23 protein-coding genes and 1 pseudogene are annotated in these 16,611 nt (G+C 63.6%); 13 read left to right on the plus strand and 11 right to left on the minus strand.

Going from position 1 to position 16,611, the window contains the following annotated elements; all coding sequences use genetic code 11:
- Positions 1–116: 116 nt before the first annotated feature.
- From AU465_RS34135 to AU465_RS34150, 4 genes and pseudogenes are all read right to left on the minus strand, one after another.
- A pseudogene (locus tag AU465_RS34135) lies at positions 117–445 on the minus strand (AraC family transcriptional regulator); the annotation flags it as partial.
- A gap of 154 nt (positions 446–599) precedes the next feature.
- Positions 600–818, minus strand: coding sequence for a tautomerase family protein (locus AU465_RS34140; protein ID WP_192257568.1), 219 nt, complete (start codon positions 816–818; stop codon positions 600–602).
- Positions 819–844: 26 nt separating this feature from the next.
- Positions 845–1,690: an SDR family oxidoreductase gene (locus AU465_RS34145; RefSeq protein ID WP_210325387.1), complete on the minus strand. Its 846-nt coding sequence runs from the start codon at positions 1,688–1,690 to the stop codon at positions 845–847.
- Between the two features lie 57 nt (positions 1,691–1,747).
- A complete protein-coding gene (locus AU465_RS34150; protein ID WP_192257572.1) occupies positions 1,748–2,482 on the minus strand; it encodes an SDR family oxidoreductase in 735 nt (244 codons plus the stop codon).
- A gap of 105 nt (positions 2,483–2,587) precedes the next feature.
- On the opposite strand from AU465_RS34150, the gene AU465_RS34155 reads away from it, so the two are divergent.
- Positions 2,588–3,481, plus strand: a complete 894-nt coding sequence (locus AU465_RS34155; RefSeq protein WP_192257574.1) for a LysR family transcriptional regulator — start codon at positions 2,588–2,590, stop codon at positions 3,479–3,481.
- 50 nt (positions 3,482–3,531) lie between these two features.
- Here the strand turns inward: AU465_RS34155 and AU465_RS34160 are convergent, their stop codons facing one another.
- Complete coding sequence (locus AU465_RS34160; RefSeq protein WP_192257576.1) at positions 3,532–4,449, minus strand: polyprenyl synthetase family protein; 918 nt, start codon at positions 4,447–4,449, stop codon at positions 3,532–3,534.
- 129 nt (positions 4,450–4,578) lie between these two features.
- Between AU465_RS34160 and AU465_RS34165 the strand changes: the two genes are divergently transcribed.
- The 4 genes from AU465_RS34165 to AU465_RS34180 all read left to right on the plus strand — a co-directional run bounded on the left by AU465_RS34165 (position 4,579) and on the right by AU465_RS34180 (position 7,395).
- Positions 4,579–5,286, plus strand: a complete 708-nt coding sequence (locus AU465_RS34165; RefSeq protein WP_192257606.1) for a transglycosylase domain-containing protein — start codon at positions 4,579–4,581, stop codon at positions 5,284–5,286.
- A gap of 154 nt (positions 5,287–5,440) precedes the next feature.
- Positions 5,441–5,623, plus strand: coding sequence for a 50S ribosomal protein L32 (gene rpmF, locus AU465_RS34170; protein ID WP_006203806.1), 183 nt, complete (start codon positions 5,441–5,443; stop codon positions 5,621–5,623).
- Positions 5,624–5,880: 257 nt separating this feature from the next.
- Positions 5,881–6,834, plus strand: coding sequence for an agmatinase (locus tag AU465_RS34175; protein WP_192257578.1), 954 nt, complete (start codon positions 5,881–5,883; stop codon positions 6,832–6,834).
- Between the two features lie 159 nt (positions 6,835–6,993).
- Positions 6,994–7,395: a hypothetical protein gene (locus AU465_RS34180; protein WP_192257580.1), complete on the plus strand. Its 402-nt coding sequence runs from the start codon at positions 6,994–6,996 to the stop codon at positions 7,393–7,395.
- 18 nt (positions 7,396–7,413) lie between these two features.
- Here AU465_RS34180 and AU465_RS34185 read toward each other — a convergent pair whose 3' ends face one another.
- Positions 7,414–7,932, minus strand: a complete 519-nt coding sequence (locus AU465_RS34185; RefSeq protein WP_192257582.1) for a winged helix-turn-helix transcriptional regulator — start codon at positions 7,930–7,932, stop codon at positions 7,414–7,416.
- A gap of 95 nt (positions 7,933–8,027) precedes the next feature.
- On the opposite strand from AU465_RS34185, the gene AU465_RS34190 reads away from it, so the two are divergent.
- The 4 genes from AU465_RS34190 (at position 8,028) to AU465_RS34205 (ending at position 10,519) form a co-directional block, all read left to right on the plus strand.
- A complete protein-coding gene (locus AU465_RS34190) occupies positions 8,028–8,852 on the plus strand; it encodes an alpha/beta fold hydrolase (protein ID WP_192257584.1) in 825 nt (274 codons plus the stop codon).
- A gap of 192 nt (positions 8,853–9,044) precedes the next feature.
- Entirely contained in the window at positions 9,045–9,701 is a 657-nt protein-coding gene (locus tag AU465_RS34195) for a glutathione S-transferase family protein (protein ID WP_192257586.1), read from the plus strand.
- 6 nt (positions 9,702–9,707) lie between these two features.
- Positions 9,708–10,058 carry an ArsR/SmtB family transcription factor gene (locus AU465_RS34200; protein ID WP_192257588.1) on the plus strand — a complete coding sequence of 117 codons (351 nt, stop codon included), beginning with the start codon at positions 9,708–9,710 and terminating at the stop codon, positions 10,056–10,058.
- On the plus strand, positions 10,055–10,519 hold the full coding sequence (locus tag AU465_RS34205; protein WP_192257590.1) for an SRPBCC family protein: 465 nt from the start codon (positions 10,055–10,057) through the stop codon (positions 10,517–10,519). The genes AU465_RS34200 and AU465_RS34205 overlap by 4 nt, the downstream gene beginning before the upstream one ends.
- 52 nt (positions 10,520–10,571) lie before the next feature.
- On the opposite strand, the gene AU465_RS34210 is transcribed toward AU465_RS34205, so the two are convergent.
- From AU465_RS34210 to AU465_RS34220, 3 genes are all read right to left on the minus strand, one after another.
- Positions 10,572–10,847, minus strand: a complete 276-nt coding sequence (locus tag AU465_RS34210; RefSeq protein ID WP_192257592.1) for an ArsR/SmtB family transcription factor — start codon at positions 10,845–10,847, stop codon at positions 10,572–10,574.
- 31 nt (positions 10,848–10,878) lie between these two features.
- Entirely contained in the window at positions 10,879–12,126 is a 1,248-nt protein-coding gene (locus tag AU465_RS34215; RefSeq protein ID WP_192257594.1) for an MFS transporter, read from the minus strand.
- A 102-nt stretch (positions 12,127–12,228) separates the two neighbouring features.
- Positions 12,229–12,423, minus strand: coding sequence for a DUF1192 domain-containing protein (locus AU465_RS34220; RefSeq protein ID WP_192257596.1), 195 nt, complete (start codon positions 12,421–12,423; stop codon positions 12,229–12,231).
- A 114-nt stretch (positions 12,424–12,537) separates the two neighbouring features.
- On the opposite strand from AU465_RS34220, the gene AU465_RS34225 reads away from it, so the two are divergent.
- The 3 genes from AU465_RS34225 to AU465_RS34235 all read left to right on the plus strand — a co-directional run bounded on the left by AU465_RS34225 (position 12,538) and on the right by AU465_RS34235 (position 14,935).
- Positions 12,538–13,548: an NAD(P)H-quinone oxidoreductase gene (locus AU465_RS34225; RefSeq protein ID WP_192257598.1), complete on the plus strand. Its 1,011-nt coding sequence runs from the start codon at positions 12,538–12,540 to the stop codon at positions 13,546–13,548.
- Between the two features lie 293 nt (positions 13,549–13,841).
- The gene (locus AU465_RS34230; RefSeq protein WP_095778147.1) at positions 13,842–13,982 is read left to right on the plus strand and encodes a DUF1127 domain-containing protein; all 141 of its coding nucleotides are present in this window, start codon (positions 13,842–13,844) and stop codon (positions 13,980–13,982) included.
- Positions 13,983–14,239: 257 nt separating this feature from the next.
- Complete coding sequence (locus AU465_RS34235; RefSeq protein ID WP_192257600.1) at positions 14,240–14,935, plus strand: DUF1013 domain-containing protein; 696 nt, start codon at positions 14,240–14,242, stop codon at positions 14,933–14,935.
- Between the two features lie 69 nt (positions 14,936–15,004).
- Here AU465_RS34235 and AU465_RS34240 read toward each other — a convergent pair whose 3' ends face one another.
- Both AU465_RS34240 and AU465_RS34245 read right to left on the minus strand, forming a co-directional pair.
- Positions 15,005–15,724 (minus strand): helix-turn-helix transcriptional regulator, encoded by a 720-nt coding sequence (locus AU465_RS34240; RefSeq protein WP_192257602.1) that lies wholly within the window; start codon positions 15,722–15,724, stop codon positions 15,005–15,007.
- Positions 15,725–15,946: 222 nt separating this feature from the next.
- Positions 15,947–16,111: a hypothetical protein gene (locus tag AU465_RS34245; protein WP_082953649.1), complete on the minus strand. Its 165-nt coding sequence runs from the start codon at positions 16,109–16,111 to the stop codon at positions 15,947–15,949.
- Between the two features lie 203 nt (positions 16,112–16,314).
- Here AU465_RS34245 and AU465_RS34250 point away from each other — a divergent pair, with 203 nt between their 5' ends.
- The gene (locus tag AU465_RS34250; protein WP_192257604.1) at positions 16,315–16,476 is read left to right on the plus strand and encodes a hypothetical protein; all 162 of its coding nucleotides are present in this window, start codon (positions 16,315–16,317) and stop codon (positions 16,474–16,476) included.
- Positions 16,477–16,611 lie beyond the last annotated feature (135 nt).

The following is a 16,611-nucleotide window of genomic DNA, read 5'->3' on the forward strand; positions in this document are numbered from 1 at the left end:
CTACCTCACCACACGCGCCCATCCCGCGCAGCGGGTTCGTTCTTCGGCCCACTGCGGTCACTGGAGAACTGGTGGCGAATGGCGGCCTGAATTCGCCACGCGGTCCGCTGTTGCGCATCGCCACAAATGTAGCGCCAATCATGATAGAGATAGAGCGCGGCGGGCTCCAGATTGTGGGAAGCGCCGTTGACGCGTAGCACCGCGCAGCGTCCGCCGGGGATCACACCCGCCTTCATCTGCTCGTCATTCGCCTCGATCGGCTGGTCCCGACACAGATGTCGATGCTGTATTCGGCCGGGACCGCGGGATTCCTCTCGGAACGGAAGACGGTGAAGGTCGGGCTTGTCTCGGGCGGCAAACCGGCGGCCTTGCGCCAGGCGATGAACCGCTGGATGGTGTTCCCGAGCGTCGCCCGGTCGCCCCAGTGCTCCATGATCGCCACTGGCGGCATCAGCTAGTCGCTCATAGCCGTAACGTGCTCGACCGATCTTGCGGTTTGGGGCGGATCAACCGAGAACGTCGTGTCCGCGAATCAAAAATAGACCATTGCATTCGCTCGGAAAAGCGAGCCGCGCAACGAGCGGCTCGCCTTGTTCAAATCAGGCAGCATCCTTCGCCCGATAGGCGTCGGGAAGAATGAAGACTTCGTCGGCGCGGCCGTAGCCTCCATCGGGAACTTCTTCGATCAGCACCATGGTGTAGGGACGCACACCCTCGCCGAAATAGTCGACGAACATCTGCGTGGTCCTGTGGACGAGGTCTTCCTTCTGCGCTTTTGTGAGGGCGGCTTCGGGCGTCTTGAAGTTGGCAAAGGGCATTTCCGGGGTTCCTTTCGGATTGGATTTCACAGTGCTGGATGGAGAAGGTCGACGAGGCCAATGCGCTCCAGAAGCTGCGCCCGGACGCGGTCGGCGACGCCATTGACGATGGTCGCGCCGTCATCGGACGGATCGATATGGACACGGAACGGCCGGCGACCATGCGGCATGGCGACGAGATCGACGATGGCACGAGCGACTTCCGAGGGATCGGCATCGGCGGGTTCCAGCCCGGCAAGACCTTTGAGTGCCTGATCATCCACGCCGGCATAAGGTCCAGACCAATAGGCGGCCGCACGCTCGGCGTCGGCGGGCTTGCCTGAATGGGCGAAATGCTCAGTGCCCTTGGTGAAGGCGCCCGGCACCACGATGCTCGTCTCGATGCCGAAACGGGCAAGTTCCAGCGCGTAGCTTTGTGCCAGCGAATCCAAGCCCGCCTTGGCGGCGAAGTAAGGCGCGAGAAACGGAGGCGTCCCGCCACGCGTGCTGGTCGATCCGATCCATATCATGAGGGCCTGGCCGAGCGAGCGCATGTTGGGAAGGACTGCCCGGTTGACGCGCTGGGTGCCGATGACATTGACGTCGTAGAGCGCCGCCAGTTGCTCCGGCGTGAAGGCTTCGGTCGGTCCGAACACCATATGGCCGGCATTATGGATGACGACGTCGATCCTGCCGGCTTCCGTGAGGATGGTTTTGACGGCAGCCTCGATCGACGGTTCCGACAGCACGTCGAGCGCGATGGCGCCAAGCGCCAATTTCTCGTCGCGCGCCAGCCTTTCCATTTCGGCGGCCGCGGCGCCGCCACGCGCCTGCGGATCGCGCATCGAGGCATAGACCCGGTGACCGGCTCTGGCGAGCGCCTTCGCCGTCATGGCACCAAAGCCGCTCGACGCGCCGGTGATGAGGATTGTCTGCTGCACATTCGCCTCCTAGATAGCACCGCCATTGGCGCGGATGACCTGGCCGTTGACCCATTGGCTGTCCGGACCGGCGAGGAAGGCGACCAGCCCGGCTATGTCGTCGGGTTGGCCAAGGCGACCGAGCGGAATGAGTTTCGTTATCGCCTCGATCTGCGCGGCGCTCTTGCCGTCCGTGAAGAGATCCGTTTCGACCGGACCTGGCGCGACGGCATTGACCGTGATGCGGCGCGGGCCGAGTTCCTTGGCCAGAATACGCGTCATGGCTTCGACGCCAGCCTTGGTTGCGGCGTACACGCCGTAGGCAGGCTGGTAGAAGCCCACCACGCTGGAAGAGAAGTTGATGATGCGTCCGCCCTCGTTCAGGCGCCGGGCGCTTTCGCGCATGCCCCGGAACGTCCCGCCGAGATTGATGGCTAGCTGGCGTTCGAACTGGGCGTCGTCGGTCTCCGCAATTGGCGACAGCTTCATCATGCCGGCGTTGTTGACGAGAATGTCGACCCCGCCGAAGGCTCTTTCAGCCGCATCGAACAAAGTGCCCATGGCGCCCGGTTCTCCGATATCGGCCTGGACCGCGAGAGCGGTACCGCCGGCGGCTTCGATGGCGGAAACGACCTCCTCGGCGGCGTCCTTGCCGCGCGCATAGTTGATGACGACGGCAAGGCCGCCCTGGGCGAGCCGTTTGGCGATCGCCGCGCCAATGCCCCTCGACGCGCCGGTCACGATCGCCGTTCTTGTCTTCTGCATGATTGATCTCCGTTCGTTGTTGTCGAGCGGATATAGACGGTCGCACCTCCCGGATAATCAGCCCGCTATTGACAGCAGTATTCGGATAGAGCGAACAATCGAAATATGGATCGACTCGACAGGATGCGGCTGTTCGTTCGCGTGGTGGAGCGGCGCAATTTCACCGCGGCAGCAGCCGATCTCGGCCTGCCGCGCTCGACTGCGACCGAAGCGATCAAGCAGCTGGAAGACCATCTCGGAACAAGGCTGCTGGACAGGACCACGCGTCACGTCGCCACAACGCTCGATGGGCAGGCCTATTACGAGCGCTGCCTTTCAATCCTCGGCGAAGTGGAGGATGCCGAGGCCGGGTTCCGCAGCGCCGAACCGCGCGGCCTGCTTCGCATCGATGCGCATCCGCTGCTCACGCAAAGATTCCTGCTGCCGCAGTTGCCTGCGTTCCTCGAACGCTATCCTGAGATCGATCTCCATATCGGCCAGGGCGACCGGCTGGTCGACCTGGTGCGCGAAGGCGTCGATTGCGTCATTCGCGCCGGCCAACCGCAGGACAGCGGCATGATCATGCGGCGGTTGGCGATGATTGGCGAAGTCACCTGCGCGAGCCCAGCCTATCTGACGCGCCACGGGGTGCCGGCATCACCCGAGGCGCTGGAAGGCCACCAGGCCATCGGTTTCGTCTCCTCGCGCACCGGCGAGGTCCTGCCGCTGGAGTTCACGATCGGCGCCAAGGTGCATCGGATTGCGTTGCCGGGCCGGGTGAGGGTCAACAATTCGGATACGGCGGCGGAGTTGGCGCGGTTGGGCTTTGGGCTTCTGCAGGCGCCACGCTATCGACTCGAAAAGGATCTGGCGGACGGGACACTGGTCGAGGTGCTCAAGGATTTTCCGCCGACTCCCACGCCGTTGTTCGCGCTCTATCCGCAGAACCGGCAGCTCGCTCCACGGCTACGCGCCTTCCTGGAGTGGGCATCCCGCATTTTCGCCGAGGCAAGGCTTTAGAGACCGGAACGGTGCCGACCGGGGTAACCACCGTCGCCTACGCTTGACACTCAGCTGTTGCGCGTTGCCACGAAAGTCGCAGCCGCCTTCAGCATATCCGCCTGCTCGCCATAAGGCTCCAGCAGCGCATGCGCCTGGTCGATGAGGCCGTGGAGCTGTTCGCGCGCCCAGTCGGTGCCATGCAGGGCGGCAAGCGTCGCCTTGCCGGCGGCGGCATCCTTCTTCGTCGCCTTGCCCATCTGCTCAGCATCGGCGGTGAGGTCGAGCAGGTCGTCGGCGAGCTGGAAGGCAAGGCCGATCGCCGAGCCGAATTCCGCCAGTGTTTCACGATCGGCGGGCGCCGCTCCGGCGACGATGGCGCCGGCTTCGCAGGCGAAGCGAATCAACGCGCCGGTCTTCATCGCCTGCAGGCGGATGATACCGGCTTCGTCCGGGCGCTTGCGCTCGGCTTCGAGGTCGAGCGTCTGGCCGCCGACCATGCCGCCGGCGCCGCTGGCGCGGGCGAGCGCCAGCACAAGTGTTGCCCGGCGCTCGGCCGGCAGCGCGGTCGCCTCGTCGGCGATGATGTCGAAAGCCAGCGTCAGCAGCGCGTCGCCGGCAAGGATTGCGTTCGCCTCGTCGAAGGCCTTGTGCACGGTCGGCTGGCCGCGGCGCAGATCGTCGTCGTCCATGGCCGGCAGATCGTCATGGATCAGCGAATAGCAATGCACGCATTCGAGCGCCGCCGCGACGCGCATCGCCGCCTCGTTATCCGCCGAAAACAGCGCCGCACTTTCCATGACCAGAAAAGGGCGGAGCCGCTTGCCGCCGTTGAGCACGCCATGGCGCATCGCCGCCATCAGGCGCTCCGGCCGGGCGATCTCACCGGAAAGCGGGCGCGGATCGAGGACCTGCCGCAGCAGCGCCTCGACCGTGGCGGCGCGCGCGAAAAGCGCGGATTCGAAGGCCATTTGGTCGTCTTTCATCATGGCTGGGACCGGTAGCCGACACTCAGACATTGCGCAAGAAGCCTCGCGCCATTATGCCGGAGTAGCGGGTGGCACGGGTGGGGCGGCTTGACGGAACCGATCGTCGAATATGAAAGCGAAGGGCTGGACATGGCGCGGCCGCGGCGCCTGAACCGCGCCGGTCTCAAGCGCCTTGGACGGCGCTGCCTGGTCGCGGCGATGGTTCTGGCGGCGATCCCGGTCGTGCTCACCTTCCTCTATCTGCCGCCCTTTGTGCATCCTGTCTCGACGCTGATGCTGAAGGACCTCGCGACCTTCTCCGGCTACGACCGGCGCTGGGTGTCGATCGATGACGTGGCGCCGGTGCTCATGCATTCGGTGATCATGTCGGAGGACGGGCAGTTCTGCTTCCACCGCGGCGTCGATCTCGGCGAATTGCGCGGCGTGGTCGACGATGCGCTTGCCGGCGAGGCGACGCGTGGCGCCTCCACCATCACCATGCAGACGGTGAAGAACCTGTTCCTATGGTCGCGGCCGCTGGGCAGCGTACGCAAGGTGGTCGAACTGCCTTTAGCCGTCTATTTCGATGCGGTGATGTCGAAGCGTCGCATCATGGAGATCTATCTCAACATCGCGGAGTGGGGACCTGGCATCTACGGCATCGAGGCCGCCGCGCAGCATCATTTCGGCGTCTCGGCCAAGCAATTGTCGCGCCGGCAGGCAGCACTACTTGCCGTCAGCCTGCCCAACCCGATCGCGCGCAATCCGGCGAAGCCGGGGCCGGGGTTGCGGCGGCTCGCCAATCTGATCGAGCGGCGCGCGGGCAGGTCCGGAGCGTATGTGGGTTGCCTGGATTAGGGTGAAGCGGCGCCGGCTCAAAAAATTTCGCGAGCGGCGCTGGCCAAAACGGCGCTAGGCGTGTATAGGCACCCGACTTTCTCAGATTATGGCCTCGATGCGGCCCTTTCGCGAGGGTTGCCGGGGCATTTTGACCATCTAATGGAGCATATCCATGGCCGTTCCAAAAAGAAAAACCTCTCCGTCGAAGCGCGGCATGCGCCGCTCGGCCGACGCCCTCAAGGCCCCGACCTATGTCGAGGACAAGAATTCCGGCGAAATGCGCCGCCCGCATCACATCGACCTGAAGACCGGCATGTATCGCGGCCGCCAGGTGCTGGAGCCGAAGGAAAGCTGAGAAGCTTCCACGGTTTGTGACATGTCGAAGGACCGGCCTCTGGCCGGTCTTTTTGCGTTTGTGCCGTTTTAAGCCTCAGGCTGGCCGGGGCAGCGTGTTTCCCTATGCCAAAGAACGCGGCGCTGGTGGCAATATCCGCCGGGGCCGAGGTGCTGTATCTCCTCAACATGGTCGACGCCATGTCCCGCCACGTCGGGGTGATGGGTGCAGGCAGGGCCCGGCGTCAGCACCCAACGGCATCGAGGCGGAGGAACCACATGTCTAAGCTCACCACCGCGCCGCGCGATGTCTTCCGGACGTTCATGAACTTTCCGCTGGTCGAGGACCTCGACGCGCTGAAGGCCGATGTCGCGATCATCGGCATGCCCTACGGCGATCCCTATACGTTCGACGAGCTGATCAATGACCAGACCAACGCGCCGACCGCGGTGCGGCGGGCCTCGCAATGCATCAGCCTCGGGCTCGACCGCTACGATTTCGACATCGGCGGCACCTTGTTCGATGGCCAGGACATAAAAGTAGTCGACGCCGGCGACATTCCCGGAAGCGTGGCCGACCACAGGGGCCACTACGGGCTGGCCGAGGCTGCGATCCGCAAGATCCGCACGACCGGCGCGATGCCGATCACCATTGGGGGCGATCACGGCATTCCGATCCCAATCTTCCGAGCGCTAGACGGCGAGGGTCCGATCACGCTGGTGCAGGTCGATGCCCATCTAGACTGGCGCGACAACGTCAACGGCGTCAGGGAAGGCTATTCAAGCCCCATTCGCCGCGCCTCGGAGATGGCGCATATCGGCAAGATCTTCCAACTCGGCATTCGCGGCCAAGGCAGCGCCCGCGTCGAGGAGGTGGAAGCAGCACGCGCCTATGGTTCCAACATCATCACCGCCAACGAATGGCAGGATATCGGTACTGCGGCGCTGCTGGAGCGCATTCCCGACCGCGGCCGCTACTATCTCACCATCGACGCCGACGGCCTGGATCCCGCAGTGATGCCCGCGGTCGAAGGTCCGTCACCTGGCGGCGTCAGCTACCGGCAGACGATCGAATTGATCAAGGGGCTGATCGCCAAGGGCAAACTGGTCGGCATGGACATCGTCGAGATCGCGCCGTCGCGCGATGTCAACGAGATAACCGCGATCACGGCCGGTAACATCATCCTCAACGTTATTGGTGCTGCCGTGCGCGCCGGCTACTTCAAGCGTTAGGCCGTACGCCAGCGATGTAGGCGAGAAGATGTCGGCCGGGAACCGGCTGACATCGTTATTTCATTAGGTCTTAGAGCGTGTTCGGCGCTGCCGCCGAAAAACCTTGACGGCGCGCCTGCCGCGGATTTTACAAAAGGGTGCCTCATTGGAGACGCCCAGATGTTCGGTGCCATCCCGCTGCTGATCGTGCCCTTCGTCCTCTACAATCTCGGACTGCTCGGGCTGTTCGGCGGCGGCGACGATCCATGGATGACCGAGATGTTCTCGTTCCACATGATGTCGGGCGGCGTCTTCTCGATGACGCTCGGCGACCTCATGGTGCTGATCGGGCTGATCTTCCTGTTCGTCGAGATCTCAAAATCGGTGCGCACGACCAATGCGTCGATCCTGGATCATCTGTTGTCGACGCTGGTCTTCATCGCCTTCCTGGTCGAATTCCTGCTGGTGAAGGGCGCGGCGCACTCGGTGTTCTTCACGCTGATGATCATCGCGCTGTTCGACGTGCTCGCCGGCTTCTCGGTGTCGATGCGGTCGGCGAGCCGCGATATCAACCTGAACTGAGCCAGTTCAGAAGCCGCCTTACGCCGTGGCTGCTTCGGCTTTCCTGGCGACCACGGCTTCATAGGCTGCCTGCAGTTGCTGGCGCACGGTCGGCGTGCCCGGCGGCGTCTTCACCGGCGCGCCGAGGTGTTCGTGGCGCAGTTCGTCCATGAACTGCTCCCACAGCGGCGGACCGCCTTTTTCGAGGAGCTCGGCGCGGATCGACAGCTCCTCGCTGACCGGCAGCCACACCCGACCCCAGGCGCCGAGATGCGCCATGATCGGCACCAGGGTGATCGCCATCTCGGTCAGGCTGTAGATCGCCTTCTGCTTGTGGCTGGGATCGTCGGCCTTGGTCAGCAGGCCGAGCTCCATCAGCCGCCTCAGCCGGTCGGCCAGGATGTTGGAGGCGATGCCTTCCAGCGATCCGTTGAGCAATTCGCGGAAATGGCGCCTGCCGCCGAAGATCATGTCGCGCAGGATGATGAGGCTCCAGCGGTCGCCAAAGACCTCGAGCGACAGATTGATCGGGCAGCCGGAGCGATGCTCGGTGTTCATGACAGTCTCCAAAGAACCGGTTGCATTATGATATCGGTTTGATTATCGTGCAGCAACTGATTGCAAAATGCAATCGGATTGAAAAGGAGAGAAGGATGACCGCTTTGCCGCGCCCCGAAATCGTCTCGGAAACCTTTGGCAATCCGTCCGATCCAGCGATCCTTCTGATCATGGGCGCCATGGCCTCCATGCTCTGGTGGCCGGAAGCCTTCTGCCGGCAGCTTGCCGAACGCGGCCGCTTCGTCATCCGCTACGACAATCGCGATACTGGTCTCTCGACCAAATACAAGCCGGGCGAGCCGCCCTATGCATTCGAGGACATGGTCGACGATGCAGTCCGCGTGCTCGACGACCACAGCATCCGCAAGGCGCATGTCGTCGGCATGTCTATGGGCGGCATGATCGCGCAGATCGCGGCGCTGAAATATCCGACGCGCGTCAGCGCGCTCACCGTGATCTCCAGCTCGCCGCTCGGCGTCGATACGTCCGGATTACCCGGCACGAGCCAGGCCTACAAGGAGCATTCCGCGGAAGGCGCCGATTTCGACTGGTCGAACCGGAGACAGGTGCTCGACTTCATGGTCAAGGACGCGCGGGCACTTGGCAGCACCCGGCATCCGTTCGACAGCGAACGGACACGCGCGATGATCGAGGAGGATTACGACCGTTCCGGCGGCCTCGCCAGCGCCTCCAACCATTTCCTGCTCAAGGGTGGCGGTCCGGAGCGGCGGATAAGGGACCTGACGGCGCCACTGCTCGTCATCCACGGCACCGCCGATCCGCTCTTCCCGATCGAGCACGGCGAGGCGCTTGCCGATGCGGTTCCCGGCGCCAGGCTGGTGCGGATCGAAGGCGGCGGCCACGAGCTGCACCGCAACGACTGGCCGCAAATCGTCGAAGCCATCGCGATGCATGGCTAGAGCGGTTCACCGTTTCACGGAAACGCCGAACCGCTCTATCTCTTTGTTTTGACGCAATTCCGGACGGAAAACCGCTTCACACTTTTCCTGGAATTGCTCTAGCCGGCGAGGACCAGCCTTGACTCCGGCGGTTTATGAAAATAGTTAAGTGATTACTTCAGTATTGCCTCGACGCCCGACGACAGGAAAAAAATGTCCCTGACGCTGCATTTCCATCCGCTCGCTTCCTTCTGCTGGAAACCGCTGATCGCCTTCTACGAGAACGACACGCCCTTCACGCCGGTGATCGTCGATCTCGGCGAGGAGCAATCGCGCGCGGCCTTCCTGAAGGTTTCGCCGACGGGCAAGATGCCGGCCCTGCGCGATGACGCGCGCGACCGCACCGTGCTGGAATCGACCATCGTCATCGAATATCTCGCGGCCTATTACCCCGGGCCGGTCGAGCTCATCCCCGCCGACATCGATCTTGCCATCAAGGTCCGCCAGGCCGACCGCTTCTACGACTTCTACGTGCAGGAGCCGATGCAGAAGATCGTCGGCGACCGGCTGCGGCCACAAGACAAGACCGATCCGTTCGGGGTCGAGGAGGCGCGCGCGCAGTTGCGCAATTCCTACGCCATCATCGAAAAGCAGATGCAGGCCAAGACCTGGGCGGTTGGCGAGATTTTCACCATGGCCGACTGCGCCGCTTCGCCGGCGCTGTTCTATGCGAATAAGGTCGAGCCGTTCGGCGACAGGTTCCCTGCCGTGAAACGCTACCACGACCGTCTGCTCGAACGGCCGGCCTTCTCCCGCGTGATCGAGGAAGCGCAGCCCTATTTCAAGCTCTTCCCCTATAACAACGGTTAGCCCACCATGCTGCACGATCCCGCCCAGCTCGACCTGATGTTCCAGGCGCTCGCGGATCCGGCGCGGCGCCAGATGGTGGAACGGCTGTCGCGCGGGCCGGCCTCGGTCAGCCAGCTGGCCGAACCGCTGGCGATGTCGCTGTCGGCCGTCGTCCAGCATCTCAACGTTCTCGAGGCGAGTGGCCTGGTGAGCACCGAGAAGCTCGGCCGGGTACGCACCTGCCGGATCGAGCCGAAGGCGCTCAGGGCTGCCGAGCACTGGATCAACGAGCGGCGGCTCGCCTGGGAGCGCCGGCTCGACCGGCTCGGCGATTTTCTCGCCGAAACCAAAGACGAAAACCGAGGAAAGCCGTCATGACCGAACGATCCGTCGTCCATTCCACCTTCGTCATCGAGCGCGTCTATCCGGCGGCGCCCGAAAAGGTCTATTTCGCGCTGAGCGATCCGGCGGCCAAGAAGCGCTGGTTCGTCGATCCCGACAATCCGCAGCCCAGCCGGCATGAAATGGACTTTCGCATCGGCGGCAAGGAAGTGAACGCCGGTTGTCCGAGCGATGGGCAGATGCATTTCTTCAACGCGGTCTATCAGGACATCGTGCCGAACCAGCGCATCGTCTACAGCTATGAGCTGTTGTTCGGCGAAACCCGCGTCTCGGTGTCGCTCGCGACGATCGAGCTTATCGCGGAAGGCAAGGGCACGCGACTTGTCATGACGGAGCAGGGGGCCTTCTTCGACGGCCACGATACGCCCGACACACGCGAGCACGGGACGGGCGAACTGCTCGACGCGCTCGGTGCCGCGCTGGCGGGAGCGAACTGAGGTCTTCAGTTGGCGGCGTCTATCGTCACCTGGGCGCTATCAACGCTCCTGCTCATTCTCCAGGCGACATTTCCCAGAACTGGTCGAGCCAGATGTTGAGCCTGAGGAAGCCGGCGGTGCTGACGGCATAGACGCGCCTGGTGCCTTCCGCCTTGGCCTTGACCAGGCCGGCGTCGAGCAGCACCTTTAGATGCTGGGAGACGGCCGGGCGTGAAACGGGCAACCCGGCTGCCAATTCGTTTACCGTCTTCGGACCGCGCCGGAGCTCTTCCAAGAGATAGCGCCGGTTGGGATCGGCTATCGCCACGAAAGCGTCGGAAAAAATCATGCCTTATTTGTGAGGCAAAGTTTTCCAAATCTCAACTATCGGCTTCAACCTTTGTGCGCGGGTCGAGCCGCAAGGCTTCCGGCGTGACAGCGCGGTCGGCCGGCTGCGTCTTGAAGGCATCGCGGTTTTCGATCGGAACCGGCGCGCGGGCGCGGATGCGCAGCAGCGTGTAGCCGGCAAGGCAGAGATGGGCGAGCGCGGTCGCAAGGAAGAGCGCTTCGGGGCGCAGCCAGCCCATCAGCGCCGCCGCAAGCAGCGGCCCGATCATCGTGCCGAAGCCGTAGAGCAGAAGCAGGCCGCCCGAAACCTTGACGAAATCCTCCGCCCGCGCGTGGTCGTTGGCATGCGCGACGGCGATCGAATAGAGCGTGTAGGCGAAGGCGCCATAGGCGGCGGTCAGCACGATGACGAAGACGCCCGAATGCGGCTCGATCAGGAAGATCAGCACCGCGACAAGCGCCGCGCCGAAGGCGGCGCCGGCCAGCACGAAGCGGCGGTCCGTGGTGTCGGAAAGCCGCCCCGCAGGGAGCTGCATGGCCGCGCCGGCGACGACCACCAGGCTCATCATCAGCGCGATCTCGGCGGTGGAGATGCCGATGCGGGCGCCATAGACGGCGCCGAGCGTACCCCAGGCGCCATTGGCGATGCCGATCAAAACGCAGGCTACCGCCGACACCGGCGAATTGGCGTAAAGCCCTTTGACGTCGAGCTTGACGTCCTGCAGCGGCTTCGGATGCGATTGCGTCGAGACGGCGGTCGGAATGAGCGACAGGCAGAACAGGATGCCGGTGATCATGAACAGCGAGGCCGATTTCACGTCGCCGCCGGCGACGATCATCTGGCCGCCCATGATCGAGGCATAGGTGACCATCATATAGAGGCCGAAGACGGTGCCGCGGTTCTCGTTGGTGGCTTTCTCGTTCAGCCAGCTTTCGATGACCATGAAGGCGCCGGCCATGGTGAAGCCGGTGAAGGCGCGCAGCAGGATCCAGAAATACTCGTCGATGATGAGGCCGGTGAGCAGCGCGATGATCGCGCCGGAGGCGGCGAAGGCGCCGAACGCCCTGACATGGCCGGCGCGGCGCACCAGCCGCGGCGCGAAGAAGCAGCCGGTGACGAAGCCGCCGGCCCAGGCCGTGCCCATCAGGCCGAGCGAGGCGGTCGAGAACCCTTCAACCTGGCCGCGCAGCGGTAAAAGCAGGCCATGCAGGCCGGAGGCCGCCAGCAGGAACGCGGTGCCGCGCAGCAGCGAGAGGATCGGTCGATAGGTTGCGAACATGGGCTGATCCGGCTGGAATTTTCAAAGCGCAGGTCTGTTTCAGAGGGAAGGTCTGGCAGTCGCTTTCAGGCTTTTCCGGGGCGGGCGGGCACGCCGCCAGGATTATCCTCGGCGAAACAGCGCCTCGGCGGCGGATTTGGTGGTGCCCTTGGCAGCCCGCTCTGCTTCCAGCCTGGCGATCTCCTCGCGCAGCAGGGCGATGCGCTCGGACAACTCGTCGACCGACAGCAGCGACAGATCCTGTCCGATCTCGTGCGGGCGCGGCTTCTTCTTGGGTTCGTCGTCGAAGATCGCCATCGTCGCTCCTCCCTCACTTGGCCATTTGCCTGATTTGGCAATCAGCATACATAGGGCAAGGGCGCCGATGCAAACGACCGGCAGCAACGAACCGGCACAAGGAGACGGGACACCATGGCAAGCGGACAGAAGATTCCGGCAAGGATGACGGCCATCGCGATCTCGCAGCCCGGTGGCCCCAGGGTGCTGAAGCCGGAGACGCGCGACGTGCCGGTGCCTGGTCCCGGCGAGGTCCTCATCCGCGTGCACGCCGCCGGCGTCAACCGGCCGGACGTGCAGCAGCGCCAGGGCGCCTATCCGCCGCCGCCCGGCGCCTCGGACCTGCCCGGTCTCGAGGCGGCTGGCGAGGTCGCCGCGCTCGGCGACGAGATATCGCGCTGGCGCATCGGCGACCGGGTCTGCGCGCTGACACCGGGCGGCGGCTATGCCGAATATGTCAAGGTCCATGCCGGCAGCGTGCTGCCGATCCCGGCAGGCTTCACCTATTCGGAGGCCGCCGCCGTGCCGGAGAACTATTTCACCGTCTGGCACAATGTTTTCGAGCGCGGCGGGCTGAAGAAGGGCGAGACGCTGCTCGTCCATGGCGGCTCATCCGGCATCGGCACCACCGCCATACAGCTGGCCTCGGCGTTCGGCGCCTATGTCATTACCACCGCCGGCAGCAAGGAGAAATGCGATGCCTGCCTGAAGCTCGGCGCCGACCGGGTGATCAATTACCGCGAGCAGGACTTCGTCGCCGAGGTCAAGGACGCGACCGGCGGCAATGGCGCCGATGTCATCCTCGACATGGTCGGTGGCGACTATGTGGGGCGCAATTATTCGGCGGCGGCAGTTGAAGGTCGCATCGTTCAGATCGCCGTGCAGGCCGGCGCCGTCGCGACCGCCGACTTCTCAAAACTGATGGTCAAACGCCTTGTCCATACCGGCTCGACGCTCAGGCCACGCACCGTCGAATTCAAGGCGGCCATCGCGGCTGCTCTCGAGGCCCAGGTTTGGCCGCTGCTCGGCACCCGCAAGGTCGCTCCGGTCATGGACATGATCTTCCCGCTGACGGAAGCCTGGCGAGCGCATGAGCGCATGGAAGAGGGCGAGCATATCGGCAAGATCGTGCTCGACGTCGGCTAGGATGCGCCGAGATTCAGGTGATGCCGGCCTGCAAATGACGGCTTCCTGCGCTTCCGGTGCTCATATGTGCGTTAAGTACGCTCCGCTCCGGTTCTCGGTAGCCACCATTTTCGGCTCGGCCTGACCTGAATCCGACACATCCTAGGCGCACCGCCAGCGACAGGTTCAATAAAGCTTAATGCTGCAATGCACAAAATGCATTGCCGCCATGCAAAAGCGTCCGTTCAATTTGTGGGCAAGGGTGCCTATTTACGCGGCATCGAAACAATTGACCCCACGAATGGAGGACTGACATGAACCCGATCCGCGCTTTCCGCAACTGGCGCCTTTACAACGAGACCGTGCGTGAGCTGAACAAGCTGAACGCCCGGCAGCTGAACGACCTCGGCATCAACCGCGCCGACATTGAGCGTATCGCCCGCCAGGCTCTTTGATTTCAAGCGCGACCCGGCCGCAAGGCCGGGCTGCGGCCTCGAAGCCAGAGCCGTCGCAGACGCTTGCTCGTCTCCGGTTCCGAACCCGCTGGACCCCGTCCAGCGGGTTTTGTCTTTTTCGGGTCGCCTGGCGTGCCTTTCCCAAAAACATTGCGAAATCGTGACGGAGCGTTTATACAGGCCGCGAATTTCCCATTTTGGTGGCTCTAAAACCACCGCCCGCGCGGGAACGCGGGCGAACGAGAAGGATTTTTGAAATGGCCAATACGCTGCTGATGCCCAAGGCGACCGCCGTCTGGCTGGTCGACAACACCGCGCTCTCCTTCGAGCAGATCGCGCAGTTCTGCGGGCTGCATCCGCTGGAGGTCAAGGCAATCGCGGACGGCGAGTCGGCGCAGGGGATCAAGGGCATGGACCCGATCATGACCGGCCAGCTCACCCGCGACGAGATCGCGCGCGGCGAGAAGGACCCGAACCATCGCCTGAAACTGTCCGACCCCAAGGTGCGGGTGCCGGAGTCGAAGCGCAAGGGGCCGCGCTACACCCCGCTGTCGAAGCGCCAGGACCGGCCGAACGCCATCCTGTGGCTGGTGCGCAACCACCCCGAGCTCAAGGACGCGCAGATCGCGCGGCTGGTCGGCACGACCAAATCGACGATCGAGCAGATCCGCGAGCGCAAGCACTGGAACTCGGCCAACCTGCAGCCAATGGATCCGGTGACGCTGGGCCTGACCTCGCAGATCGACCTCGACCTGGAAGTAAACCGCGCCTCGCGCGGTCGCGAACAGGCGCAGCCGGTCGCCGGCGACACGCTGCTTCCGGCGGCGCTGACGGAACGGCTTGTGCCCGCTCCGGAAAAGCCGAAAGATGAGGACCAGGAGCTCGATGCCAACGCCGTCTTCGCCAAGCTTTCGGCGCTGAAGTCGAAGGACAAGCCCGAGGACGAAGAATAAGCAGTTCCACACTCGATAAAAAAGCCCGCCTTGAGCGGGCTTTTTTATCGGACAGTCGCTTGGGAGGACCTATGTCCGCGCGGCGCGGTCCGGGGCCATGCCGTAATCCTCGCTGCGCTCCACGGCGCGGTAGAAATCGGCAAGCTGCTTGCCGCGCTCCGGCTTGAAGATGCGGCCGGCAATCACCACCGAGGCGATGCGGTCGATGCGGAAGGCGCGGAAATCGTCGCGCATCTCGCACCAGGCGACCAAGGTCCAAACCTTGCCCCAGAACCACAGGCCCAAGGGCCGGATGTCGCGCGCGGTGCCACGTCCGGCTTCATCGGAATAATCGATGGTCAGCACCTGGCGCTTTTCGATGGCGCGCTCGATCAGATCGATCGCTTCCCGCGCGGCATCGCTCACCACCCACATCGGCGTGTGGATCTCGGTGCGGGCGATGCGGTCCTTTTCCGTGTCGGGCAGCACGGCGCCGATCTTGACCAGCGCCTCGTCGGCGGCCCTTGCCATCGCTGCGCCGCCGAAGGCACGCACCATGCGAGCGCCGGCAACCAACGCCACGATCTCGTCACGCGTGAACATCAGCGGCGGAAGGTCGAAACCCTCCCTCATCATGTAGCCGACACCCGCCTCGCCGTCGATCGGCACGCCGGTCGATTGCAGGTCGGCTATGTCGCGATAGATCGTTCGCTCGGAAACCTCGAGCCACGTGCCGAGCTTCTGAGCGGTGACCAGCCGGCCGCCACGCAGATGCTGGACGATCTGAAAGAGCCTGTCGGCGCGGCGCATCGTTTGACCCCTTGGTTTCGGTTCTATGCATGCCGCGGTCCCAAAATCGGTTCCCGCAGGTTTGAAACTGCTTCAATAACGCAGGCCTCCTGACAACATACTGTCAGGAGGCTGCAGCCACTCCACCACGAGACAACGGCGTCTTTCCTGAAACCCAGCGTTTCAACCGACATTACATCTGGGCGCGGCACGGCCGCTATCCAAGTCATGCGCCGAAAAATTTCAGTTCTCACGCACGCGACCATTATAAAGGTCCGGCCAACCGATGTCTTTGCGAATGTCCGCCGGTAAAGTGTTTAGGAAACGCTGGGTGCGGATCTCGTTCCGCACGGTGCGGATCTTGCCGACATAGTGCTGCACGCTACGCAGTATCGTAAAACCGTTCATGACCAGACTCCTCTTTTTCGATGAGAGGAGTATCTCACACCCCTGCTGACAGCAGTCTGTCAGGAGCCTGGCAAGCGCCCGGAGCAGGCCTTGGAAAGATTGGCGCGGCCCTGGGCAACCCGGTTGTTTGTCAGGAGCGATGCGGCTGCCGGAAGCCTCAAGAACCGCTTTGACAGCCGCTGGCGATACTGATCAAAGGCGGCATGACGAAACTTCTCGCCCTTGTCATCATCGGCATCATGCTGATCCAGATCATCAAGCCGCTCGGCTGGCCGGGGCTGAAGCGCCGCAGCGATTTCTGGAAGCTGGCGCTGCTTGCCATGGTCGCGATCTCGCTGGCGGCTGTGCTTGGGCATTGGGCATAGAGCCGGCCTGACCTGAATCTCGACAGACCTAACCAGGCCCATTCTCACCCGACACAAATCCCACGAGATGCTCCGCCCAGGCTCGTGTACAGCCCGAAGACATAGGTAACGGTTTGTACCTAAGACATGGGTGAC

This window comes from Mesorhizobium silamurunense (assembly GCF_014843905.1).
Lineage (GTDB): Bacteria > Pseudomonadota > Alphaproteobacteria > Rhizobiales > Rhizobiaceae > Mesorhizobium > Mesorhizobium silamurunense.